This window comes from Rhodococcus sp. T2V, assembly GCF_029269925.1.
Lineage (GTDB): Bacteria > Actinomycetota > Actinomycetes > Mycobacteriales > Mycobacteriaceae > Rhodococcus_F > Rhodococcus_F koreensis.
In genome coordinates this window covers 25,936-49,771 of record NZ_JARJBD010000059.1, presented here as the reverse complement: position 1 = coordinate 49,771, position 23,836 = coordinate 25,936, and the positions used below count along the sequence as shown (strand labels likewise).

25 protein-coding genes and 1 pseudogene are annotated in these 23,836 nt (G+C 68.4%); 20 read left to right on the top strand and 6 right to left on the bottom strand.

Features of this window, described 5'->3' with window-relative positions:
- Positions 1–3 precede the first annotated feature (3 nt).
- The 4 genes from P3H15_RS35575 to P3H15_RS35560 all read right to left on the bottom strand — a co-directional run bounded on the left by P3H15_RS35575 (position 4) and on the right by P3H15_RS35560 (position 2,379).
- Complete coding sequence (locus P3H15_RS35575; protein WP_276141543.1) at positions 4–831, bottom strand: SDR family NAD(P)-dependent oxidoreductase; 828 nt, start codon at positions 829–831, stop codon at positions 4–6.
- Entirely contained in the window at positions 828–1,313 is a 486-nt protein-coding gene (locus P3H15_RS35570; RefSeq protein WP_276141542.1) for a nuclear transport factor 2 family protein, read from the bottom strand. The genes P3H15_RS35575 and P3H15_RS35570 overlap by 4 nt, the downstream gene beginning before the upstream one ends.
- Positions 1,314–1,411: 98 nt before the next feature.
- Positions 1,412–1,855, bottom strand: a complete 444-nt coding sequence (locus tag P3H15_RS35565; protein ID WP_276141541.1) for a ferritin-like domain-containing protein — start codon at positions 1,853–1,855, stop codon at positions 1,412–1,414.
- Positions 1,852–2,379 (bottom strand): hypothetical protein, encoded by a 528-nt coding sequence (locus tag P3H15_RS35560; protein WP_276141559.1) that lies wholly within the window; start codon positions 2,377–2,379, stop codon positions 1,852–1,854. The genes P3H15_RS35565 and P3H15_RS35560 overlap by 4 nt, the downstream gene beginning before the upstream one ends.
- Positions 2,380–2,576: 197 nt before the next feature.
- On the opposite strand from P3H15_RS35560, the gene rimP reads away from it, so the two are divergent.
- The 11 genes from rimP to truB all read left to right on the top strand — a co-directional run bounded on the left by rimP (position 2,577) and on the right by truB (position 13,580).
- Entirely contained in the window at positions 2,577–3,149 is a 573-nt protein-coding gene (rimP, locus tag P3H15_RS35555; protein ID WP_276141540.1) for a ribosome maturation factor RimP, read from the top strand.
- The gene (gene nusA / locus P3H15_RS35550) at positions 3,146–4,177 is read left to right on the top strand and encodes a transcription termination factor NusA (RefSeq protein ID WP_072937876.1); all 1,032 of its coding nucleotides are present in this window, start codon (positions 3,146–3,148) and stop codon (positions 4,175–4,177) included. Before rimP ends, nusA begins: the two co-directional genes overlap by 4 nt.
- A gap of 44 nt (positions 4,178–4,221) precedes the next feature.
- A complete protein-coding gene (locus P3H15_RS35545) occupies positions 4,222–4,575 on the top strand; it encodes a YlxR family protein (RefSeq protein WP_072937877.1) in 354 nt (117 codons plus the stop codon).
- Between the two features lie 105 nt (positions 4,576–4,680).
- Complete coding sequence (gene infB, locus P3H15_RS35540; RefSeq protein WP_276141539.1) at positions 4,681–7,605, top strand: translation initiation factor IF-2; 2,925 nt, start codon at positions 4,681–4,683, stop codon at positions 7,603–7,605.
- A gap of 101 nt (positions 7,606–7,706) precedes the next feature.
- Positions 7,707–7,997 carry a DUF503 domain-containing protein gene (locus P3H15_RS35535; RefSeq protein ID WP_015890369.1) on the top strand — a complete coding sequence of 97 codons (291 nt, stop codon included), beginning with the start codon at positions 7,707–7,709 and terminating at the stop codon, positions 7,995–7,997.
- Positions 7,998–8,110: 113 nt separating this feature from the next.
- Positions 8,111–8,599, top strand: a complete 489-nt coding sequence (rbfA, locus tag P3H15_RS35530; protein ID WP_015890370.1) for a 30S ribosome-binding factor RbfA — start codon at positions 8,111–8,113, stop codon at positions 8,597–8,599.
- A gap of 11 nt (positions 8,600–8,610) precedes the next feature.
- Positions 8,611–9,612 carry a bifunctional oligoribonuclease/PAP phosphatase NrnA gene (locus P3H15_RS35525; protein WP_276141538.1) on the top strand — a complete coding sequence of 334 codons (1,002 nt, stop codon included), beginning with the start codon at positions 8,611–8,613 and terminating at the stop codon, positions 9,610–9,612.
- 12 nt (positions 9,613–9,624) lie between these two features.
- Entirely contained in the window at positions 9,625–11,013 is a 1,389-nt protein-coding gene (locus tag P3H15_RS35520; RefSeq protein ID WP_276141537.1) for an MATE family efflux transporter, read from the top strand.
- Position 11,014: 1 nt separating this feature from the next.
- The gene (locus P3H15_RS35515; protein WP_276141536.1) at positions 11,015–11,944 is read left to right on the top strand and encodes a metallophosphoesterase; all 930 of its coding nucleotides are present in this window, start codon (positions 11,015–11,017) and stop codon (positions 11,942–11,944) included.
- Positions 11,941–12,624 (top strand): 4'-phosphopantetheinyl transferase Npt, encoded by a 684-nt coding sequence (gene npt / locus P3H15_RS35510; RefSeq protein ID WP_276141535.1) that lies wholly within the window; start codon positions 11,941–11,943, stop codon positions 12,622–12,624. Before P3H15_RS35515 ends, npt begins: the two co-directional genes overlap by 4 nt.
- Before the next feature lie 38 nt (positions 12,625–12,662).
- Complete coding sequence (gene truB / locus P3H15_RS35505; protein WP_276141534.1) at positions 12,663–13,580, top strand: tRNA pseudouridine(55) synthase TruB; 918 nt, start codon at positions 12,663–12,665, stop codon at positions 13,578–13,580.
- A gap of 4 nt (positions 13,581–13,584) precedes the next feature.
- Here truB and P3H15_RS35500 read toward each other — a convergent pair whose 3' ends face one another.
- Complete coding sequence (locus tag P3H15_RS35500; protein WP_143051390.1) at positions 13,585–14,298, bottom strand: metal-dependent transcriptional regulator; 714 nt, start codon at positions 14,296–14,298, stop codon at positions 13,585–13,587.
- Between the two features lie 176 nt (positions 14,299–14,474).
- On the opposite strand from P3H15_RS35500, the gene P3H15_RS35495 reads away from it, so the two are divergent.
- The 3 genes from P3H15_RS35495 to P3H15_RS35485 all read left to right on the top strand — a co-directional run bounded on the left by P3H15_RS35495 (position 14,475) and on the right by P3H15_RS35485 (position 18,416).
- Positions 14,475–15,449, top strand: a complete 975-nt coding sequence (locus P3H15_RS35495; RefSeq protein WP_025432373.1) for a bifunctional riboflavin kinase/FAD synthetase — start codon at positions 14,475–14,477, stop codon at positions 15,447–15,449.
- A 110-nt stretch (positions 15,450–15,559) separates the two neighbouring features.
- Positions 15,560–15,829 carry a 30S ribosomal protein S15 gene (gene rpsO / locus P3H15_RS35490; protein WP_005240682.1) on the top strand — a complete coding sequence of 90 codons (270 nt, stop codon included), beginning with the start codon at positions 15,560–15,562 and terminating at the stop codon, positions 15,827–15,829.
- A gap of 313 nt (positions 15,830–16,142) precedes the next feature.
- Positions 16,143–18,416 carry a polyribonucleotide nucleotidyltransferase gene (locus tag P3H15_RS35485; protein WP_276141533.1) on the top strand — a complete coding sequence of 758 codons (2,274 nt, stop codon included), beginning with the start codon at positions 16,143–16,145 and terminating at the stop codon, positions 18,414–18,416.
- A gap of 83 nt (positions 18,417–18,499) precedes the next feature.
- On the opposite strand, the gene P3H15_RS35480 is transcribed toward P3H15_RS35485, so the two are convergent.
- Positions 18,500–18,937, bottom strand: coding sequence for a protein-tyrosine phosphatase family protein (locus P3H15_RS35480; RefSeq protein ID WP_276141532.1), 438 nt, complete (start codon positions 18,935–18,937; stop codon positions 18,500–18,502).
- Positions 18,938–19,268: 331 nt separating this feature from the next.
- Between P3H15_RS35480 and P3H15_RS35475 the strand changes: the two genes are divergently transcribed.
- The 6 genes and pseudogenes from P3H15_RS35475 to P3H15_RS35450 all read left to right on the top strand — a co-directional run bounded on the left by P3H15_RS35475 (position 19,269) and on the right by P3H15_RS35450 (position 23,832).
- Positions 19,269–20,447 (top strand): inorganic phosphate transporter, encoded by a 1,179-nt coding sequence (locus tag P3H15_RS35475; protein WP_276141531.1) that lies wholly within the window; start codon positions 19,269–19,271, stop codon positions 20,445–20,447.
- A 24-nt stretch (positions 20,448–20,471) separates the two neighbouring features.
- The gene (locus P3H15_RS35470; RefSeq protein WP_276141530.1) at positions 20,472–20,735 is read left to right on the top strand and encodes a hypothetical protein; all 264 of its coding nucleotides are present in this window, start codon (positions 20,472–20,474) and stop codon (positions 20,733–20,735) included.
- Positions 20,642–21,052, top strand: a pseudogene (locus tag P3H15_RS35465) (DUF3349 domain-containing protein); the annotation flags it as partial. The gene P3H15_RS35470 and the pseudogene P3H15_RS35465, both read left to right, overlap by 94 nt.
- A 39-nt stretch (positions 21,053–21,091) precedes the next feature.
- Positions 21,092–21,409, top strand: a complete 318-nt coding sequence (locus P3H15_RS35460; protein WP_276141558.1) for a DUF3349 domain-containing protein — start codon at positions 21,092–21,094, stop codon at positions 21,407–21,409.
- 27 nt (positions 21,410–21,436) lie between these two features.
- Entirely contained in the window at positions 21,437–22,780 is a 1,344-nt protein-coding gene (locus P3H15_RS35455; RefSeq protein WP_276141529.1) for a hypothetical protein, read from the top strand.
- Between the two features lie 71 nt (positions 22,781–22,851).
- A complete protein-coding gene (locus P3H15_RS35450) occupies positions 22,852–23,832 on the top strand; it encodes a glutamate ABC transporter substrate-binding protein (RefSeq protein ID WP_276141556.1) in 981 nt (326 codons plus the stop codon).
- Positions 23,833–23,836: the final 4 nt, after the last annotated feature.

Here is a 23,836-nt window from a genome sequence, read left to right as displayed (position 1 = left end):
GGCTCAGAACAGCGGACCGCCGCCGAACGGTTCCCGGTGCGACGGCGGGGTGCGGCCCTGCGTGTCGGTGATGCCGTATTCGACGGCCAGCTCCGCCGTCACGAACGTGTGGCCGCTGCGGTCCGGCAGGGTGGGGTCCGCGGTGAGGGCGCAGATCACCTCGCCGACGAACTCGGGAGACTCGGCGTCCGCCACGGGAAAGCCGGCAATGGTCTCCATCCCGCTGGCGACGATCATCTCCGTGCGCACGATGCCCGGCCACAGCGAGACCGCACGGACGCCGTGCGGAGCCAGCTCCGCCGCCATGTCGCTGGCCATTTTGTCCAACCCGGCCTTGGACATGCCGTAGAGGACCGAGTGGAGATGTCCCCGGGTCCCGAACGACGAGATGTTCGCGATCAACCCGGACCGCCGGGGCACCATCAACCGTGCTGCCTCCACGGACGCGACGTAATGGGCGCGCAGTCCGACGCCGATCAGCGAGTCCCAGTCGCCGAGGGGCCGTTCCCAGAACGGTGTGCTGAACCCGCCGAATCCCGCGGGGGCCGCCCACACGTTGTTGACCAGCAGGTCGAGTCGGCCTGACTGCTCGTCCGAGATCCGGGCGAACAGGGCGTGGACCTCCTCGTCGACGCGGTGATCGCACGCCACCGCGATGCCGGTGCCCCCGCCGTCGGTGGTCGCCCGCGCGGACGCCGACAACGGGCTGTCCGCGGCCACCGGGCCGCGTCCGGTGACGTAGACGGTCCACCCGGCGGCTCCCAGCGCGGTCGCGACGCCCTTACCGACGCCGCGGCTTCCCCCGGTGACCAGTGCTACCCCGGCGCTCACTGGACGACCACCGTGTCCTCGGTGAGCGGGCGGGTGATCGACCATCGAGTGGTGAAGTGGCATCGCGACATTCGCCATTCGCCGTCCTCGAAGCGGTAGGCGTCGTCGTACTCGCCGGCGGACACGGTCTCCGTCCGCTTCAGCAGATCGACCTGGCGGAACTGCAGCGTCCACGTACCGGTCGCCTCGGTGTCGCCGTGCAGCACGATGTCCGGATGGAAGCCGTGATGCATGTCCAGGATCACGTGCTCGCCGTCCACCTCGTGGAGCGCGATCCTGCGGAAGACGTCCGTGAGCCGGTCGGCGTCGTCGAACCGGCCGAGGGGGCCGAAGTCGACGGAAGCCCCGGACGCGACGAAGCAGGCACGGAACGCGTCCGGATCCTTGCCGTCGCACGCTCGCCAGTAGCGGTACTTGAGGGCCTTGATCGCGGTCACCCGCTCCAGGTCCGCCACACGCTGCTCCACCGAGCGTTCGTCCACGCCGCCGTCCTCCCGTTGCCGTTCAGTGTGTCGGGAGACACGCTAAGCCGGGAGCGCGCCGGGTGGGGGCACGATCCCGGTGGGCGGGAACCTCCGTGTCAGGGCTGGCCGGGAAACGGGTCGACCACCGGATCGGTTCCGAGTGCCACCCGCCAGGTGGCCTCCCGGACGGCGGCGTCGGTCAGCGCGGTCACGCCGAGCGTCCGGGTGTCCGCCGTCTCGCCGTGTTCGACGACCGCCCGCCAGGCGACCGCGGTGTCCGCCTCGACCTGGGCCGCGAGTTGCGCGGCGGTGATCGGGTCGGTGACCGGGAACGGCAGCGTGTAGCCCGCTTCGGCGGCCGGGGCCGTCAGACCCGCCGCGGTCAGCGTGTCCAGGAGTTCGTCCCGGCGGGCCCGGTGGGCCGCGGCGGCGGTGGCCACCTGCGCCGCCCGCGTGGGATTCGAGAAGGCGGCGACCACCCCGTAGGCGAACACCGCGGAATGTTCGGCGGCCAGCGCGTCGCCGAGGCTCTTGCTCTCGGCTTCGGTGGGTGTCGTCACGGCAGCACCACCGCCAGGTACGTTCCGCACGCGGCGCTGATCGACGCACACAGTCCCGCGCGGTACGCGGTCAGCGCGCGTGCCGAGTCGGCTGCACTGCGCTGCGACTCGGCCAGGTCGGCCCGCAATTGCTCGAGACCGGGCGGAGGCGCGGGTGCGGTCGGTGTCGCCGACGCGGGAGCGGACGTGGTCGGCGCGGTGCCGTCCGGGTAAGTTCCCGCGGCCCTGGCGATTTCGGCGTCCAACGCGTCGGCGTGCGCGGTGCGCTGGGCGCGGACGAGTTCGAGTGCTGCGCCGCGGTCGGGCAGTAGTGCGATGGTCGCCGCCGCGCCCGCGGCGTCGCGACGCGCCAGACGCGACTGAGCGACCAGTGAATCGACCTCGGTGTCGGCGTCCTCGCCGTCTGCGCATCCCGCGAGCACGGGGACGCTCGCGACGCCGAACGCGGAGGCTGCTGCGAACCGGAGAGCGGTGCGCCGGGACACGGCCGGACCGGATGTCGGGGGCCGGGAGACGGTGGGCATGAGCACCGGTCCATGGTGCCAGGTCGGGCCGCGATCCCGGGAATCGAGCACCGGGGCTGGTCACGGGCGCCCCGAATCGGCGTTACTCTTAGATGCTCGAACCCGTCCCGACGGGTTCGAGGTGCTGCCCTGTGCGGCACGGTGACCTGCAGACCACGACACACGACGAGCGACAACTGAAACGAGGAGCTTCCCCGATGCCGGTTCCATCCAAGGAGAGGGTGACGGAGCTCATCTCCGATCTGGTCCAAGGCCAGGGCTACGACCTGGAGGACGTTGCGGTCACCCTCGCGGGCAGGCACAGCGCAGTCCGGATCATGGTGGACAGCGACGCCGGGCTCGAACTCGACGCGGTCGCGAACCTCAGCCACGAGATCTCCGAGGTGTTCGACTCGGTATCCGATTTCGGGGAGTCCCCGTACACGCTCGAGGTCACGTCCCCCGGCATCGACCGGCCGCTCACGCACGAGCGGCACTGGCAGCGGGCCCGCGGCCGCAAGGCCCGGATCGACCTCGCGCACGAGACCGTCGTGGGCCGGATCGGGGCGCTCGACGGCGACTCGGTCGCGGTGGTGATCGGCTCGCGCACCGGTCCGGACGTTCGGCGCATCGCGCTCCCGGACATTCAGAAAGCTGTTGTGCAGGTGGAATTCTCGAAACCCGACCCGAGGGAGCTGGAACTCGCCGGCGGAATACCCGAGGGTCGCGTGGCACCTGCGGACGCAGACGCGTCGGAAGATGAAGAAGTAGTAGAGGGGCTGGACAAGTGAATATCGACATTGCGGCGCTACGCGCCATCGAAGCCGACAAGGGCATCTCGATCGAGACCGTCATCTCGACCATCCAGACGGCGCTGCTCACCGCCTACCGGCACACCGAGGGACATCAGCAGCACGCCCGGATCGACGTCGACACCAAGAGCGGCATCGTGCGGGTGATGGCGCACGACGTCGACTCCGACGGCAACATGGTCGGCGAGGAGTGGGACGACACCCCGGAAGGTTTCGGCCGGATCGCGGCGACCACCGCGCGCCAGGTCATTCTCCAGCGGCTGCGCGACGCCGAGCACGAGCGGAGCTTCGGCGAGTACTCCACCCACGAGGGTGAGATCGTCGGCGGCGTGATCCAGCGCGACACCCGGGCGAATTCGCGCGGCATGGTCGTGGTGCGGATCGGGAGCGAGGCCAGCGGCGCCGAGGGCCTGATCCCGCCCGCCGAGCAGGTGCCCGGGGAGAACTACGAACACGGCGAGCGGCTCAAGTGTTACGTCGTCGGTGTCGCCCGCGGACAGCGCGGGCCGCAGATCACGTTGTCGCGCACCCACCCGAACCTCGTGCGCAAACTGTTCGCGCTCGAGGTTCCGGAGATCGCGGACGGCTCGGTCGAGATCATCGCCGTCGCCCGCGAGGCAGGACACCGGTCGAAGATCGCCGTCCAGTCGCGGGTGCAGGGGCTGAATGCGAAGGGCGCATGCATCGGGCCGATGGGTCAGCGGGTGCGCAACGTGATGAGTGAGCTCGCCGGCGAGAAGATCGACATCATCGACTTCGACGACGACCCGGCCCGGTTCGTCGGCAACGCGCTGTCACCGTCGAAAGTGGTCTCCGTCACTGTGGTGGATCCGGAGGCCCGGGCCGCGCGTGTCGTCGTCCCCGACTTCCAGCTGTCCCTCGCCATCGGCAAGGAAGGGCAAAATGCCCGTCTTGCTGCGCGCTTGACCGGGTGGCGAATCGACATCCGCAGTGACGCCGCACCCGCTCCCGAGTCGGCAGGCGGACCCGCCGCGACCAGTCGTTGAGCCGGGAATGCGGAGATCGGGGCAAGTCGGCGGTAGAGTGGTCAATGGTTCAGCATGAGCATCCCGATTCCGCGCGCGTTCCTACCGGTTCACCGGTCCGAACATGCATAGGATGTAGGGAGCGCGCGCTGGCTGTCGATCTGCTCAGGGTTGTGGTTAGTGAGAGCGGGCCGCAAGGTCATGTTCTCGCCCCGGACCCGAGGCGCAGGCTTCCCGGTCGAGGTGCGTGGCTGCACCCCGTCGAGGTTTGCCTGAGTCTCGCGGAACGACGCCGAGCATTCGGCAGAGCGCTGCGAGTGTCCGGAAGTGTCGACACGTCAGAAGTCGACCACTGGGTACGCGCAGGGCACCCACCCAGAGCAGTACCTCTCGAACAGAACAGGCACAAGCACTCATGAGCACACCGTGAAGCACCAGCGATGATCGTCCATCGGAGATAACCCGAGGTCGTGCGGGCCCCTCTCAGGGGAGCCTCCTGCTCGACCTCATCAGTGAGGAGAGCAGTGGCAGGCAAGGCCCGCGTGCACGAGTTGGCTAAAGAACTCGGTGTCACAAGTAAAGAACTACTCGCAACGCTCAAGGAGCAGGGCGAGTTCGTGAAGTCGGCGTCCTCCACGGTGGAGGCGCCCGTCGCCAGGCGTCTGCGGGAGTCCTTCCCGTCGGCGAAGTCGGCCGATTCCGCAGCCCGTCCGGCTGCCAAGCCCGGCGCGCCCGTGCCGAGCGCCCCCGTGACCTCGGCCAAGCCGGGCGGACCCCGTCCCGGCCCCAAGCCGGCAGCCCCGGCTCCGGCCGCACCCGCTGCAGCAGCACCCGCGCCCACTCCCGAGGCTCAGGCCCCGGCACCGGCCGCACCCGCAGCGAGCGCAGTCACCCCGGCCGCACCGGCGAGCAATGCTCCCAAGCCCGGTCGCCCCACCCCGGCTGCCCTGGCTCCGGCAGCACCCGCAGCCCCGGCCGCCCCGGCGGCGGCCAGTGCTCCCGCGGCTCCGTCCACGGGCGCCAAGCCCGGCGGACCCCGTCCCGGCCCGAAGCCCCCGCGCGTCGGTAACAACCCGTACTCCTCGGCTCCGGCCGAGCGTCCGGCACCCCGTCCGGCTCCCGGCGCGCCGCGCCCGGGTGCACCCCGTCCGGCTCCCGGCCAGGGTGGACCCCGTCCGGCACCGGGGCAGGGCGGTCCCCGTCCGGCTCCCGGCCAGGGCGGTCCCCGTCCGGCTCCCGGCCAGGGCGGTCCCCGTCCGGCACCGGGGCAGGGCGGTCCCCGTCCCAGCCCCGGCTCGATGCCTCCTCGCCCCAACCCGGGCGCGATGCCCGCTCGTTCGGCACGTCCCGCTCCCGGCGGTCGTCCCGGCCGTCCCGGCGGAGCCCCCGGCGGTCGTCCCGGTGGCGGCGGCGGTGGATACCGCGGCGGCGGAGCACCCGGTGCCGGCGCAGGCGCGCCCGGTGGCGGAGCACCCGCAGGTGGTTTCCGCGGTCGTCCCGGTGGCGGTGGACGCCCCGGTCAGCGCGGTGCGGCAGCAGGTGCGTTCGGTCGTCCCGGTGGCGCCCCGCGCCGTGGTCGCAAGTCGAAGCGGCAGAAGCGCCAGGAATACGATTCCATGCAGGCGCCCGCCGTCGGCGGCGTGCGGTTGCCCCGTGGCAACGGCGAGACCATTCGCCTCGCCCGCGGTGCTTCCCTGTCGGACTTCGCGGAGAAGATCGACGCGAACCCCGCAGCGTTGGTGCAGGCACTGTTCAACCTCGGCGAGATGGTGACGGCGACCCAGTCGGTCAACGACGAGACGCTCGAACTGCTCGGCGGCGAGATGAACTACGTCGTCCAGGTCGTCAGCCCGGAGGACGAGGACCGCGAGCTGCTCGACAGCTTCGACCTCACCTACGGCGAGGACGAAGGCGGCGAGGAGGACCTCGAGTCCCGGCCGCCGGTGGTCACCGTCATGGGCCACGTCGACCACGGTAAGACCCGACTGCTCGACACGATCCGCAAGGCCAACGTCCGTGAGGGCGAGGCCGGCGGCATCACGCAGCACATCGGTGCGTACCAGGTGCTGACCGAGCTCGACGGCAACGAGCGTCTCGTGACGTTCATCGACACCCCCGGTCACGAGGCCTTCACGGCCATGCGTGCCCGTGGTGCCAAGGCCACCGACCTCGCGATCCTGGTCGTCGCCGCCGACGACGGCGTCATGCCGCAGACGGTGGAAGCGATCAACCACGCCCAGGCGGCCGACGTGCCGATCGTGGTCGCGGTGAACAAGATCGACAAGGAAGGCGCGAACCCGGACAAGATCCGGCAGCAGCTCACCGAGTACGGACTGGTCACCGAGGAATACGGCGGAGACACCATGTTCGTCGACATCTCGGCGAAGCAGGGCACCAACATCGACGCGCTGCTCGAAGCTGTGCTGTTGACGGCGGACGCCGCCCTCGACCTGCGGGCCAACCCGGACATGGACGCTCAGGGTGTCGCCATCGAGGCGCACCTCGACCGTGGACGCGGCCCCGTCGCGACCGTGCTCATCCAGCGCGGAACGCTGCGGGTCGGCGACTCGATCGTGGCCGGCGACGCATACGGACGTGTGCGCCGCATGGTCGACGAGCACGGCGACGACGTGCTCGAGGCCCTGCCCTCGCGTCCCGTCCAGGTGGTCGGCTTCACGTCGGTCCCCGGTGCAGGCGACAACCTGCTCGTGGTCGACGAGGACCGCATCGCCCGTCAGATCGCCGACCGGCGCAATGCGCGGAAGCGCAACGCCCTGGCCGCGAAGAGTCGCAAGCGCATCAGCCTCGAGGACCTGGATTCGGCTCTCAAGGAGACGTCGCAGCTCAACCTCATCCTCAAGGGCGACAACTCGGGAACCGTGGAGGCCTTGGAAGAGGCGCTGCACGGCATCGAGATCGACGACGAGGTGCAGTTGCGGGTCATCGACCGCGGTGTCGGTGGCGTCACCGAGACCAACGTCAACCTGGCCGCTGCGTCGAACGCGATCATCATCGGGTTCAACGTGCGCGCCGAGGGCAAGGCGACCGAGTTGGCGAACCGCGAGGGCGTCGACATCCGGTACTACTCGGTGATCTACCAGGCCATCGACGAGGTCGAGAAGGCTCTCAAGGGCATGCTCAAGCCGATCTACGAAGAGGTCGAGCTGGGCAAGGCGGAGATCCGCGCGATGTTCCGTTCGTCCAAGGTCGGCAACATCGCCGGTTGCCTCGTCACCTCGGGTACCATCCGTCGCAATGCGAAGGCCCGGCTGCTGCGTGACAACACGGTTGTCGCCGAGACCGTCACCATCTCCTCGCTGAAGCGGGAGAAGGAGGACGCTGTCGAGGTACGCGAGGGTTACGAGTGCGGTTTGACGCTCACCTACTCCGACATCAAGGTCGGTGACGTCATCGAGGCCTATGAGCTTCGGGAAAAGCCGCGCGACTAGTCGCCATCCGTTTGGGGTGACGTAGCAGCGTCATCCGGCGTGCGCTTCTCCGGCCGAGTCGATCGGCCGGGGGAGCGCACGTCTCCCCGAAGGAGGAAAGTTTGTACGTCGGTGCGCTCGAGCTCGACATCTTGCTCGGTGACGTGCGATCTCTGAAAGAGAAACGTGCAATGGTCAAACCGGTTCTGGCGGAGCTGCGACGTTACGGCGTCTCGGCGGCGGAGACCGGGGAACAGGATCGGTACCGCCGGTCGATGCTCGGCGTCACGATGGCGAGTTCGGCGGTCGACCACGTACACGAGGTGCTCGACACGTGCGAACGGCACGTCGCCGGGATGCCGGAACTGCAACTCCTTGCGGTCCGGCGGAGGATTTTCGGCCCCGAGGACTGATTCGGAGCGCCGTGCCCGCCCCGCCGCATGCGCGGCCCGGCGTGCAGAATGAACTACAGCTACACCGCAACTTCACAATTTATCCAGCGGCCAGGGAGAGGAGTCTGATTGTCATGGTGGATCCCGCCCGGGCACGCAAACTCGCCAAGCGCATCGGCACGATCGTCGCGACGGCGATCGACCACGAAATCAAGGACCCTCGCCTGGCGTTCGTCACGATCACCGATACCAAGGTGACGGCCGACCTACACGACGCCACTGTCTACTACACCGTGATGGGCGCCGACCTCGAGTCCGAACCGGATCTCGTGTCCGCGGCTGCGGGACTGGAGAAGGCGAAGGGTGTTCTGCGCTCGAAGGTGGGTGCAGGCACCGGAGTCCGGTTCACGCCGACGCTGACGTTCGTCGCGGACACGGTCCCCGACACGGCGCGGCACATGGAGGAACTCCTCGCCCGCGCCCGCGCCGCCGACGACGAGGTCGCGCGGGTCGCGGCCGGCGCGTCCCCGGCCGGCGACCCCGACCCGTACAAGGAACCCCGAGTCGAGGACGCGGACGACGCCGAAGTCGACGAGCCGTCCCGTTCCCGCCAGGCGGACTGACACGAACCGACATGACCCACACTCAGGAGACGTCCCTGTCTGATCTCGATCGTCACGAGGTGTTTCTGCCGCAAGCGGTCGCCGTTCTCGAGAACGCGACGTCGGTGACGATTCTGTGTCACGTCCAACCCGATGCCGACACGATCGGCAGTGGACTCGCCCTGGCATTGGTGCTCGAGCGCAAAGGGATTCCGGTGCAGGTCGCGTTCGGTGCGCCCGACGAACTGCCGGAGTCGATGCGGGAACTGCCGGGCACCCACCTGCTGGTGCCCGCGGACCAGGTGCGCCGCAACGTCGATCTGCTCGTGACCGTCGACTGCGGGAGCGCCGGACGCCTCGGGAAGCTCGCCGACCGGCTCGCGAACGCGGGGGAGACCCTGGTCATCGATCACCACCGGTCCAACACCCGGTTCGGTCGCATGAACCTGATCGACGAGTCGGCGGAGTCGACGACCGCTGTCGTGGCGCAGATGTTCGACGTGTGGGGTGTGGACATCGACGCCGACCTCGCGCACTGCCTGTACGCGGGTCTCGTGACCGATACCGGTTCGTTCCGCTGGGTGCAGCCCGGCACCCACACCCTCGCGGAGCGGCTCCTCGCCACCGGCATCGACGGGGCGCGCATCGCCCGTCGCCTGCTCGACACCCACCCGTTCGGCTGGCTGCCGATGCTGTCGTCGGTGCTCGGATCGGCGACGCTCGTCCCCGAGGCGGCGGGCGGGCGGGGACTCGTCTACGCCGTCATCCGGCAGGCCTACGTCGGGGATCTGCGCTCGGAAGAGATCGAGAGCGTCATCGACATCGTCCGGACGACGTCCGAGGCGGAGGTCGCGGCCGTCCTCAAGGAGGCGGTGGACGGCACGTGGTCGGTGTCGCTGCGGTCGAAATCCGACGTGGACGTCTCGGTCGTCGCCGGGTACCTCGGCGGCGGCGGTCACCGGTTCGCCGCCGGCTACACGGCCGTGAACTCTGCGGACGAGATCGTGAACTCGCTCGTCGAATCGCTCGGCTGAGGTCCGAAATCGTTGGCTGAGGTTTCGGAAGTCACGGGCGACGCGACCGCCCGGACGGTGTTCGGGCTGGCGTTGCCGGCGCTCGGTGTCCTCGCGGCCGAACCGATCTATCTGCTCTTCGACATCGCTGTCGTCGGCCGTCTGGGTGCGCTGGCGCTCGCCGGTCTTGCCGTCGGTGGCCTCATTCTCGCCCAGGTCAGCACCCAGCTGACGTTCCTGTCCTACGGCACGACGGCGCGCGCGTCCCGCATGCACGGGGCCGGCGACGAGCGCGGCGCGGTCCGGGAGGGTGTCCAGGCCACCTGGCTGGCACTGGGTATCGGCGCGCTGGTGATCGCGCTGGTCCACCTGCTCGGACGCCCGGTCACGTCGGCGATAGCGGGCGGCTCCGACATCGCGGCGGCCGCCGGGAGCTGGTTGCGGATCGCGGTGTTCGGCGCCCCGCTGATCCTCATCGCGATGGCGGGCAACGGCTGGATGCGCGGTGTGCAGAACACGGTGCGGCCCCTGCGTTTCGTGATCGCCGGTCTGGTCGTATCGGCCGTGGCCTGCCCGGTGCTGGTGCACGGATTGTGGGGCGCGCCGCGGCTGGAACTCGAGGGTTCGGCGGTCGCGAACGTGACCGGGCAGGCCGTGTCCGCGAGTCTGTTCGTCGGGGCGCTGGTGGTGGAGCGGGTGCCGTTGCGCCCGCGGTGGCACGTCATGCGCGCCCAGATGGTTCTCGGCCGCGACCTGATCCTGCGGAGTCTGGCGTTCCAGGCGTGCTTCCTCTCGGCCGCCGCCGTCGCGTCCCGGTTCGGCGCGGCCGCGGTCGCCGCCCACCAGGTGGTGCTGCAGCTGTGGAACCTCGTGGCCCTCACCCTCGACTCCCTGGCGATCGCCGCGCAGGCGCTCGTCGGTGCCGCACTCGGTGCCGGGCACGCTGCAGGCGCCACGCGACTGTCGTGGCGCATCACCCGGTGGTCCACGATCTTCGCGGCCGGACTCGCCCTGATCTTCGCCCTCGGTCACGGCGTGATCCCCGAACTGTTCACCTCCGACCGGGCCGTGCTCGACGAGATGGCGGTGGCGTGGTGGTTCTTCGTCGCGATCATGCCGGTGGCCGGCGTCGTGTTTGCGCTCGACGGAGTGCTGCTCGGGGCCGGGGACGTCGCCTTCCTCCGGAACGCCACCCTGGCCTGCGCGCTGGCCGGGTTCCTGCCACTGATCTGGCTGTCGATGCTGAACGACTGGGGCCTGGCGGGAATCTGGACGGGACTCACGGTGTTCTTGATTCTTCGGATGCTTGCGGTCGTGTGGCGGGTCGGATCGGGCCGCTGGGCAGTGGTCGGGGCCGACCTGCAGGCACGGCACGGATCGGACTGCGATCCGGCGGCGGAGCACGATCGGAAAGGTGGTTGACATGGCACCCAAACTGATGGCGGTGAGCGACACCCATGTGGGGCACCGGGGAAACCGCCCGATCGCCGAGGACATCTACCCGGACTCGCCCGAGGACTGGCTGATCGTCGCCGGGGACGTGTCGGAGAAGACCGACGACATCCGGTGGGCGCTGAAACTTCTGCGCAGTCGTTTCGCGCAGGTCATCTGGGTTCCCGGCAACCACGAACTGTGGACGACGGCGAAGGACCCGGTGCAGATCCACGGCGCCGCCCGCTACGACTACCTCGTCACCATGTGCCGCGAGATCGGGGTCATCACCCCCGAGGACCCGTTCCCGGTGTGGGAGGCGGAGGACGGCCCGGTCACGCTGGTCCCGATGTTCCTGCTGTACGACTACACGTTCCTGCCCGACGGCGCCACCACCAAGGAGGAAGGCCTCGCGATCGCGCGGGAGAAGAACGTGGTGGCCACGGATGAGTTCCTGCTGTCGAGCGAACCGTACGGAACCCGGGACGCCTGGTGCCGCAACCGTGTCGAGACGACGAAGGCCCGGCTGGACGCCCTCCCCGCCGGCACCCGCACCGTCCTGATCAACCACTTCCCGCTGGTGCGTCAGCCCACGCAGGTGCTGTGGTACCCGGAGTTCTCGCTGTGGTGCGGCACCGAACTGACCGCGGACTGGCACACCCGGTACAACGCCGTCTGCGCCGTGTACGGGCATCTGCACATTCCGCGCACCACCTACTACGACGGGGTGCGGTTCGAGGAGGTGTCGCTGGGCTACCCGCGGGAGTGGCAACGGCGGGGACTCCCGGACAACCTGCTGCGGCAGATCCTCCCGGTACCGGAGTATCCGCCGGGCACGCTGAACAAGTGGGGCGGCCACTTCAAGGTCACTCCCGAACAGGAAGCCGAAGTGGAGAAGATGCGGGCGAGGGGGGCCCTGTGATCGAGAGAATTCTGCCGGCCGGCGTGGTGTCCTCGGAACTGTTCGAGGACCCGGCGGGGCTGCGTCCGCACCCGCAGGAGGAGGCGCTGATCGGGCGGGCGGTGGAGAAGCGTCGACGCGAATTCACCACCGCACGCCACTGTGCCCGCCTGGCGATGACGAAGCTGGGTGTGGACCAGGCCCCTGTTCTGCGGGGCGACAAGGGTTCCCCGGTGTGGCCGCGCGGCGTGGTCGGAAGCCTCACCCACTGCGACGGTTACCGCGGCGCGGCGCTCGGCTACGCGATGCAGGTGCGGTCCGTCGGTATCGACGCCGAACCGCACGACGCGCTGCCCGACGGGGTGCTGGACGCGGTGAGCCTTCCCGCCGAGCGCGAGTGGCTGTCGGGTGCGGCGGACTCCGGGCAGTGGCGCTCGGCGACCGGCGGTCCGGTGCACCGGGACAGACTGCTGTTCTGCGCCAAGGAGGCCACGTACAAGGCGTGGTTCCCGCTCACCGCCCGGTGGCTCGGGTTCGAGGACGCACACATCACGTTCGAGGCGTCCGGCGACGGCACCGGCACGTTCCATTCGGATCTCCTCATCTCCGGGGAGACCGTCGACGGACCACCGCTGGCATCGTTCGACGGACGGTGGATGGTGTCCGACGGACTCATCATCACCGCCATTGCGGTGCACTGATTTCGATGCCGTGACGGCGGCTGGCAGAATCGGGCCTCGTGTCTGCACGTGAAAAGCCCTCTTCCGGTCTCGTCGGCGCCGGACTGCTCATCGTCGACAAGGACGCGGGCGTCACCAGCCACGACGTGGTGGCCCGGTGCCGCAAGCTGCTCGGCACCCGGAAGGTCGGCCACGCGGGCACTCTGGACCCGATGGCCACCGGGGTGCTGGTGCTCGGTGTGGAGCGGGCGACGAAGCTGCTGGGGCTCCTCGCGCTGACCACCAAGGCGTACACGGCCACGATCCGGTTGGGGCAGGCCACCACCACCGACGACGCCGAGGGTGACGTCGTCGCGTCGGCCGATGCGTCCGGCGTGAGGGACGAGGAGATCGCGGCGCAGGTGCGCACCCTCACCGGGGACATCCAGCAGATCCCGTCGAGCGTCAGCGCCATCAAGGTGGACGGCAGGCGGGCGCACGCGCTGATCCGCGCGGGTGAGGAGTTCGAACTCGCGCCCCGGTCGGTCACGGTGTCCCGGTTCGAGGTGATCGAGAGGCGCACCGAGGGCACGTTCGTCGACCTCGACGTCGAGGTGGAATGTTCGTCCGGAACCTATGTGCGGGCGCTCGCACGTGATCTGGGGATCGCGTTGATCGGTGTCGGCGGGCATCTCACGTCGCTGCGGCGGACCCGGGTGGGACCGTTCACCCTCGAGCACGCGCGCACGCTGGAACGGCTGGCCGAGGAGCCGGGCGTCAGTCTCGACATCGACGCCGCCGCGCAGACTGCGTTCCCGCACCGGCAGATCGACGCCGACGAGGCCGAAGCGATCAGTCAGGGCCGCTGGCTCGAGCCGATCGGAATCAAGGGCGTCTACGCCGCGATCGATCCGAGTGGGCACACCATCGCGCTGCTCCAGGAGCGGGGAAAGCGGGCGAGTTCGGTGATGGTGGTCCGTCCCGCGACCCTGAGATAGCGGCTCACACCAGCCAGATGGCCTGGGCTGCGGGGTTTCCGAGCTCGACGGTGTCCTCCTGGACGCCGATCCGGACCGACACGGTGCCGGCGTAGTCGCGTCGCTCCAGCACCGTCACCGTCACGTCCAGTGCCACACCCACCGAGTCGAAGTATCGCAGCATGGCCGGGTCGGAGTCCGAGATGCGGGCGATGCGGCCGCTCTCGCCGTTGACGAAGTCGCTGAGCTGACGCGCCGGGGGAGTGGGCACCGACCCGTCGACCGCGGGAATCGGATCGCCGTGCGGATCGCGTTCGGGATGGCCGAGCTTGGCGTCCATCCGGGAGATCATCAGGTCCGAGACGGCGTGCTCGAGCACCTCCGCCTCGTCGTGCACCTCGTCCCAGCCGTAGCCGAGTTCGTGCACCAGGTACGTCTCGATGAGGCGGTGCCTGCGGACCATTCCGACGGCCGCCACGCGCCCCGCCTCGGTCAGGGCGATCGACCCGTAGCGAGCGTGGTCGACGAGACCCTGATCGGACAGTTTCCGGATGGCCTCCGAGACGGTGGACGCGGACACCCCGATCTTCTCGGAGAGCAGTTTCGTGGAGACCCGCTCCTGCGACCACTCCTGAACGGTCCAGATGACCTTCAGGTAGTCCTGCGCCACTGCCGAGAGCGCCCCGGTCTCGGAGGTCGAGTCCTCGGTCACGCTCTGGTCATTCTTGTTCACGGCCACGCCAACGAGCTTAGGCAAGTCTTACCGGCGAGACACATCGACACACCTGATCCGTCCCCGGGGGACGTCACCGTCGACCGCGAACCGCGAGGTCGTGACGTTTCCCCGCCACGCCGGACCGCCGGACAGCCGGTCCGAAGATGAACATCGGCGCGCGGCACCGTAGGCTGCCACTCGTGCTGAGATGGCGTGGTCTCGACGAGGTTCCTGCCGATTGGGGTCGTTGTGTTCTCACGATCGGCGTATTCGATGGCGTGCACCGAGGTCACGCCCAATTGATCAGTCGAGCGGTGGCGGCTGCCCGCACGCGTGGAATACCCAGCGTGCTCATGACTTTCGATCCTCATCCGATGGAAGTGGTTCGTCCGGGCAGTCATCCCGCCCAGCTGACGACGCTGGCCCGCAGGGCGGAGCTCGCGGAGGAGCTGGGCATCGACGTGTTCTGCGTCATGCCGTTCACCGCCGAATTCATGAAGCTGACGCCGGAGCGGTACGCCCACGAGATCCTCGTGGAGCGCCTGCACGTGGCGGACGTCGTCGTCGGTGAGAACTTCACGTTCGGCAAGAAGGCCGCGGGCAACGTCGACCTGCTGCGGCAGATCGGCGATCGGTTCGGTTTCGCGGTCGACGGTGTGACGTTGCTCGCAGAGCATGCGGTCACGTTCTCGTCCACCTACATCCGCTCCTGTGTGGACGCCGGCGACATGGCCGCCGCGACGGAGGCCCTCGGCCGCCCGCACCGTGTCGAGGGCGTCGTCGTCCACGGCGACGGTCGCGGACGCCAGCTCGGCTACCCGACCGCGAACGTCGCGCCGCCGATGTACGCCGCGATTCCCGCGGACGGCGTGTACGCCGCCTGGTTCACCGTGCTCGGGCACGGAGTCGACCTGGGCACCGTCACGTCCGGTGAGCGGTACATGGCTGCCGTGTCGGTGGGTACCAATCCGACGTTCTCCGGGCGGACGCGCACCGTGGAGGCCTTCGTCCTCGACCGGGAAGCCGACCTGTACGGCCAGCACGTGGCCGTCGACCTCGTCGAGCGACTCCGCGGGATGGAGAAGTTCGATTCCGTCGACGACCTGATCGTCGCGATGGGCAAAGACGCCGAGCGTGCACGCGCGATCCTCGCGGCATCGGAGGACGTGCGGTAAAGCACCCGTATTTCAGCTGGTAAAGTAGACCGCTGGCGTGCGCTGCGGTTCGCGGCGGCCGCGCCGAGTTTCGATCCTTGCACGCGAACGTCATCACCAGGAGTGAACCAGTGGCATTGACCACCGAAGAGAAGAAGCAGGTTCTGAGCGAGTACGGCCTGCACGAGACCGACACCGGTTCGCCGGAGGCGCAGGTGGCCATGCTCACCAAGCGCATCGTCGACCTCACCGAACACCTCAAGATGCACAAGCACGACCACCACTCCCGCCGCGGCCTCCTGCTGCTGGTCGGACGCCGTCGTCGTCTGCTCAAGTACGTCCAGAAGGTCGACATCGAGCGTTACCGCTCGCTGATCGAGCGTCTCGGCCTGCGTCGCTGAGTTTCGCAACATCGCGATCATTTCGATCGCAAATCACTCCGGTAGCCGGCGGGGCCTTGCTTAGACTGGGCCTCGCTGGCTATCGGTGTTAGCTGCCGAGGGCAGCACTACCGTATGCACCCGAGAATGTGGTGTCGGTCTTCGGTAGTGGTCTTCCGGACACGGTCCGGCGGACTTCGATCGACGGCCGCCTCCGCACAGTGACATCCCGAGAACTCGAGAGGGGGATGTCCCTCAGGTGCGCAGTTCTCGCCAGGAGGGTGAGAACGCCCCCGCGGGTACGGCGAAGACGAGAGGGAAGTGAAAAGAAGAGATGACAGAGAATTCCGCAGTAGAGGTCGATGAGGGCGTGTTCGAATCCACCGCCGTGATCGACAACGGGTCCTTCGGAACCCGCACCATTCGTTTCGAGACCGGTCGACTCGCGCAGCAGGCCGCCGGCGCCGTCGTCGCCTACCTGGACGACGAGACGATGCTGCTGTCCGCGACGAGCGCCAGCAAGCACCCCAAGGAGCACTTCGACTTCTTCCCCCTCACGGTGGACGTCGAGGAGCGCATGTACGCCGCGGGCCGCATCCCCGGCTCGTTCTTCCGTCGTGAGGGCCGCCCCTCCACGGACGCGATCCTGACCTGCCGCCTGATCGACCGGCCGCTGCGTCCGTCGTTCGTCGACGGTCTGCGCAACGAGATCCAGGTCGTGGTCACGGTGATGAGCCTGAACCCGCAGGACCTGTACGACGTGGTCGCGATCAACGCCGCGTCCGCCTCCACCCAGATCGCCGGACTGCCGTTCTCCGGCCCCGTCGGTGGTGTGCGTGTCGCGCTCATCACGTCGGACGAGAACAAGGCCGGTCAGTGGGTCGCATTCCCCACCGTCGAGCAGCTCGAGAACGCCGTCTTCGACATGGTCGTCGCCGGTCGCATCGTCTCCGGCAGCGGTGACGACGCCGACGTCGCGATCATGATGGTCGAGGCCGAGGCCACCGACAACGTGATCTCCCTGATCGACGGTGGCGCACAGGCTCCCACCGAGACGATCGTGGCCGAGGGCCTCGAAGCCGCCAAGCCGTTCATCGCGCGCCTGTGCACCGCGCAGCAGCAGCTCGCGGTCAAGGCGGCAAAGCCCACCGGTGACTTCCCCGTCTTCCCGGCGTACCAGGACGACGTGTTCGCCGCCGTCGAGGCCGCCGCAGCGGAGAAGCTCAGCGCGGCACTGACCATCGCAGGCAAGCAGGAGCGCGACGACAAGACCGACGAGGTCAAGGTGGAGGTCCTCGAGCAGGTCGCCCCGAACTTCGAGGGACGCGAGAAGGAACTCGGCGCGGCATTCCGCTCGCTGACGAAGAAGCTGGTCCGTCAGCGCATCCTGCGCGACCAGTTCCGCATCGACGGCCGCGGCATCACGGACATCCGTTCGCTGTCGGCCGAGGTCGCCATCGTTCCGCGTGCCCACGGCTCCGCTCTGTTCGAGCGCGGCGAGACCCAGATCCTGGGTGTCACCACCCTCGACATGGTGAAGATGGCGCAGCAGGTCGATTCGCTCGGACCCGAGACGACCAAGCGGTACATGCACCACTACAACTTCCCGCCGTACTCCACCGGTGAGACGGGACGCGTCGGTTCGCCGAAGCGCCGCGAGATCGGTCACGGCGCGCTGGCGGAGCGGGCACTCATGCCCGTGCTGCCCAGCGTCGAGGAATTCCCGTACGCCATCCGTCAGGTGTCGGAGGCCCTCAGCTCCAACGGCTCCACCTCGATGGGCTCCGTGTGCGCGTCGACGCTCGCACTGCTCAACGCCGGTGTGCCGTTGAAGGCTCCGGTCGCCGGTATCGCCATGGGCCTCGTCTCCGACCAGGTCGACGGTGAGACCCGTTACGTCGCGCTCACCGACATCCTCGGTGCCGAGGATGCGTTCGGCGACATGGACTTCAAGGTCGCGGGCACGAAGGACTTCGTCACGGCGCTGCAGCTGGACACGAAGCTCGACGGCATCCCGTCCAAGGTCCTCGCCGGCGCGCTGGCGCAGGCCAAGGACGCGCGGGCGACGATCCTCGAGGTCATGGCCGAGGCCATCGATACCCCGGACGAGATGAGCCCGTTCGCCCCGCGCGTCACGGCGATCAAGGTCCCCGTCGACAAGATCGGTGAGGTCATCGGCCCCAAGGGCAAGATGATCAACTCCATCACCGAGCAGACCGGCGCCAACATCTCCATCGAAGATGACGGCACCGTGTTCGTCGGTGCGACGGACGGCCCGTCCGCGCAGGCCGCGATCGACCTGATCAACGCCATTGCCAACCCGCAGCTGCCGAAGGTCGGCGAGCGCTTCCTGGGCACGGTCGTCAAGACCACCGCCTTCGGTGCGTTCGTGTCGCTCCTCCCCGGCCGCGACGGACTGGTGCACATCTCGAAGCTGGGCAGCGGCAAGCGCATCGCCAAGGTCGAAGACGTCGTGAGTGTCGGCTCGAAGTTGCGCGTCGAGATCGCCGACATCGACAACCGCGGCAAGATCTCGCTGATCCCCGTCGAGGAAGACGGCGCTGCGGCTCCGGCCGAGCAGAGCGAAGAGGCGGCTGCCGAGAAGTAGTCTTCTCCCGGTCACCACGCCGGCGGCCCCGCACGAATCTCGTGCGGGGCCGTCGGCGTTCTCGGTCGTGCCGGTGGGTCGTGTCAGGATGCGGTGGTGAACCGTCCGACATACCGCCGCTGCCACGGTGTCTCGACCGCGTGCCGGTGATAGTGCTGCCGGACGAACGCGACGGCATCCTGCGCAGGCACCCCGTCGAGGACGGCGATGCAGGCGAGGGCGGTGCCCGTCCTGCCGCGGCCGCCCCCGCATGCCACCTCCACTCGCTCGGACGCGGCGCGGCGCCACACCTCGCCCAGCGCATCCACAGTGTCGCGGCGGTCCCGGGGCAGCGCGAAATCGGGCCACCGGACCCACCGTGAGTCCCACTGCACCGGCGGCGGTGTGCGCCCCAGCAGGTACACGGCGAAATCGGGCAGGGGGCCGTCGGGGAGCGGTCGTCGCAACCCCCGGCCGCGGACGAGGCGCCCGGACGGCAGGCGGAGTATTCCGGGAGCGTCGGCATCCCAGGTGTCGATCATGGTCGTCACTCTATGCGGGACGAATCGACTGACGGTCTGTCCTGATGGAATGTACTGGTGGCGACAGGGTCTCGGGAGCGCTTCCCTCGCGCACCGCAGCGACCGAGAGTTCCTGCAAATGTGGCGATTTCGCTGAAGCGTTGCGGAGACGCCTGTCGAGCAGCAGATCGACAGCATCATTCACACGATAGGAATCGCGAAGCCGTCCCCGCCGAACAGATCGAGAAGTGCGCCCGCGTGTCGGTCTCATTGCGATTACCCGGAGTTGAACACACCATGAACACGCAGGGGGAGTCTGGTGTGCCGGGTACGCCCCGACGAGACTGGAACAGTGAACGCAGAATTTCTCGTTCTTCTCATCGTCGTCGTCACGGCCCTCGGTTTCGATTTCACCAACGGCTTCCACGACACCGCCAACGCCATGGCCACCTCGATCGCAACCGGGGCGCTCAAACCCCGTGTCGCGGTGACACTGTCCGCGATTCTCAACCTGGTCGGCGCGTTCCTGTCGGTCGAGGTGGCGGCGACCGTTGCCAAGGGAATCGTCAACCTCACCGACACCGGCGGGCAGGCGTTGCTGATCATCGTGTTCGCGGGCCTCGTCGGCGGCATTTTGTGGAACCTCGTGACCTGGCTGCTCGGCATTCCGTCGAGTTCGTCGCACGCCCTCTTCGGCGGGCTGATCGGCGCGACCATCGCGGCCCTGGGGATGAGCGGTGTCGAGTGGTCGGGCGTGATGAGCAAGATCGTCATCCCCGCCGTCCTCGCACCCGTCGTCGCAGCTCTGGTCGCTGCCATCGGCACCTGGCTGATCTACCGCATCACCGCCGGTGTCGAGGAAAATGCCAAGGAGGAAGGATTCCGCTGGGGGCAGATCGGGTCGGCGTCGCTGGTCTCACTCGCCCACGGCACCAACGACGCCCAGAAGACCATGGGCATCATCTTTCTGGCGCTGGTGGCGCACGGCAGCATCACCGCCGACACCGCGATGCCGTTCTGGGTGAAATTCTCCTGCGCCCTCGCGATCGCGCTGGGAACCTACCTCGGCGGTTGGCGGATCATCCGGACGCTCGGCAAAGGTCTCGTCGAGATCACGTCGCCCCAGGGCATGGCCGCCGAGTCCTCCTCGGCCGCCATCATCCTCACCTCCAGTCACTTCGGCCTGCCGCTGTCGACCACGCAGACGGCGACCGGATCCATCCTCGGAACGGGAATCGGCAAGTCCGGCGCGGAGGTCCGGTGGGGCGTCGCCGGACGCATGGCGGTCGCGTGGCTGTTCACCCTTCCCTCCGCCGCTGTGGTCGGAGCGGTGTGCTGGGTGATCGCCGATGCCATCGGTGGGCTGCCAGGTGTTCTCGTGGTGTTCGCGCTGCTCCTGGCGGCCGCAGGCGCCCTGTATCTGCGCTCGCGGCGGAACCCGATCGACACCTCGAACGTCAACGAGGAGTGGGACGGCGGTCTGACCCCGCCGTCCGAGAAGACGCCCAGCTCGCATTCGGCGCAGGTCTGAGAGGCAGGCAAGGTGAATCTGTGCATGGACACCGTGGACTCGCTCTGGCAGGTCGTTCTCATCGGCCTGCTCTTCGGCGCCGGACTGCCCGCCATCTTCGCGCTCGGCATCCGGTTCCTGTCACTGGGGGTCACGACATCCGCGGACGGAAACGGTGCCACACGGACACCGGCCGCTCTGATCGCCGGTCTGGCGTGCTTCGCGGTGGTCCTTGTCGCGATCGTCGCCGGAATACTTTTCATCATGAAGGACTTCCTCGCCCACGATTTCGGGATCACCATTTTCTGAACCCGGAAAGGACGCGTGCAGTGCCACGACAACCGATCACTTCAGTTCCGGCGAAGGTCCTGCGCTGGGTGCGCGAGGGCTACCCACACGGGGTGCCCCGCGAGGACTACGTCGCGCTGTTCGCCGTCCTGCACCGCAGGCTCACCGAGACCGAGGTGAGTGAGATCGTCGACGAGTTGTCGGCCCCGGACGGGCATGCCCTCGAGGACGGCAAGATCGACCGCGCCGAGATCGAAGAGGCCATCGCCCGCCTGGCCCATGAGCATCCCGGCGACGACGACGTCAAGCGGGTGGCATCTCGCCTCGCCGCGGGAGGCTGGCCGCTGGCTGCGCCGATCGAGGAGAAACCTCCTCTTGTGAAGGCACTGCCGCCCCTGTTGACCAACGTCATCGAATGGCTGCGCGCCGGCTATCCACTGGGTGTGCCCGAGACGGACTACATCCCCCTCATAGCCCTGCTTCGCCGGCGGCTGTCCGACGAGGAGGTCCGCGAGATCACCGCAACTCTGGTCGAGCAGGGCGATCTCCCGATCGGCAAGCCGGACATCCAGGTGATGATTGCCGAGGTCACCGACGAGAAGCCGCTCGACGCCGATGTCGACCGGGTTCACGCCCACCTCGTGGCCGGTGGCTGGGCCATCCCGGACGAGGCGGCGATCGACGAGTCGCACTGACCGAGCGCTGACCAGCGAGGAGGACTGGTGTTCCTGCGTGGAGACACCGTAGCCGACGACCCGCACGCGCTGGACGAGTCGCTGCTCATCGAGCCCGAACGGCGCCGGCCCTCCTGGCGGGGCTTCGTCGCATCGACCCCCGGGCGCCTGTCGGTGATCGCCCTGGTCCTCGTCGCCGCCGCCCTCGCTGCAGGAACGGTCACGTCGTCGATCAACGGGGCGCGTCAACAGGAAATCACCGCCTTGCGGACCCACTCGGAGCCTCTCGCCGACGCGGCACAGAGCCTCTACAGCTCGCTGTCGATCGCGGACGCCGCCGCGACAACGTCTTTCATCTTCGGCGGGGTCGAACCGGTGGCGGTACGTGAGGATTACAACCAGGCTGTCGGTGATGCCTCCAACGCGTTGGTGATCGCCTCGAACGGCGTCGATCCGGCAGACACGGAAGCTCTGGGCCTGCTGTCGGAAGTGTCGCGGCGTTTCGCCGAATACACCAGTCTGGTCTCCACCGCCCGCGCCAATGATCGCTCGGGAAACCCGATCGGAATCACGTATCTGCGCAACGCGTCGTCGATGATGCAGAGCGCCATCCTGCCGCTGGCGCACCGCCTCTGCACCGAGCAGTGGAAGTCGGTGGCCGCCACACAGATGCGGACAACCCGACTGCCGGTGGCCGCGTTCGCTGTGACGACCTCCGCTCTCGTCGCGCTCGTGCTCGCGCACGTGTACCTGACCCGCAAGAGCCGGCGGCTGTTCAACCCCGGTCTGATCGTGGCCACACTCCTCATGGCGAGCCTCCTGACGTGGTCGGTGGCAGCGTTCGGGATATCGACGTCGGCGAGTGAGCGCGCGAGAACAGATGGGGCGCAACCACTCAGCGCGATCGCTACGGCCCGGATTCTGGCGCAACAGGCCCGGGCGGACGAGATGCTCGGGGTGCTGCAACGCGGTTCGGACCCCCAATCCGAGGTCGACTTCTCGCGGCATTCGACGGTGCTGTCCGAGATACTCGAACAACACCGGAACTCACCCGGCGAGGCCGCCGACGCCACGATCGCCGACGCCGCCGCGGCGCTCGAGGGCTGGCGGAGCACCCACGAATCGCTGCAGCAGAAACTCGTGAACGGGGATTACCCGGCGGCCGCCGCCATGGCGATCGATCCGGGGGCACCTGCGCCGGCTGCCCGGTTTCTCGCGCTCGACGAGGCGTTGCAGTCCGCGATCAACCAATTGAGGAACGAGGAACGTGAGGCCACGGCCGAGGCGTATCGCTCGACATCGCTGTTGGGCGTCGGTGCGGTCGTGCTCGGCGTGCTCGCCGGGTTCTCGGTCGGCGGAGGCATCTGGCCCAGACTGAACGAGTACCACTGATGTCCCGGCGAGGTGAGTGGATGCTGACGAATCCCCGCGTCGAGCATGCACACGGGCGCCGAAGACTTCGCATGCGTGGCCTCGTCGGCGTGCTCGTCACCGCCGTCGCGGTGCTCGCCGGTTGTGGGTCACCCGCGCCCGACGCTCCCGCCGTCACGGGCGACTATTCGGAACTGTCTCTGCCGAACGGAACACAGATCATCCCGCCGTCGGGTCTCGTCCCTCCGGCGCCTGTTCCGCCGTCGACGTGCGGGGCGTTGGCGAGCCTGCGTCCGGGACCCCCTGTTCCGGCGGGTGCGGTGCCACCGCGGAGGCTGGTTGCCGACATCGTGGCGCGGGACCGGCTGATCGTCGGCGTCGATCAGGACACCAACTTGTTCAGTTTTCGCGACCCGACCACCGATACCCTCGAGGGATTCGATGTGGACGTGGCGCGAGAGGTCGCCCGCGATCTCCTCGGCGACCCGGCGAAGGTCGAGTTCCGACTCCTCACCCCGGGCGGCCGCCTAGACGCGCTCGAGAAGAACCAGGTGGACATCGTCGCGCAAACCATGACGATCACGTGTCAGCGCGCCGAGCGGGTGGCGTTCTCCACCGTCTATCTCGAGGCGTACCAGCGTGTGCTGGTGACCGACGGGTCGGGGATCGCGGGGTCTGCGGACCTGGCAGGCAGGAGGGTGTGCGCCGCCACGGACACCACCTCGCTCGCGACGATCCGACGGGTCCAGCCGCAGGCCACGATCGTCGCGGTTCCGGATTGGGCCGACTGTCTGATGGTTCTCCAGCAGCGGCAGGCGGACGCCGTCAGCACGGACGACGCCATCCTCGCGGGTCTGGCCGCTCAGGATCCGACCCTCGAGATCGTCGGATCATCGCTGGAAACGCAGCCGTACGGCATCGGCATCAACAAGACCAACACCGATCTGGTGCGCTTGGTGAACGGCACCCTCGATCGGCTGCGCGTGGACGGAACGTGGATGAAGCTCCACGACCGGTGGTTGACCGTCCTCGGTCCGGTCACCGGCCCGCCTACGCCGATTTATCGGGATTGAGGAT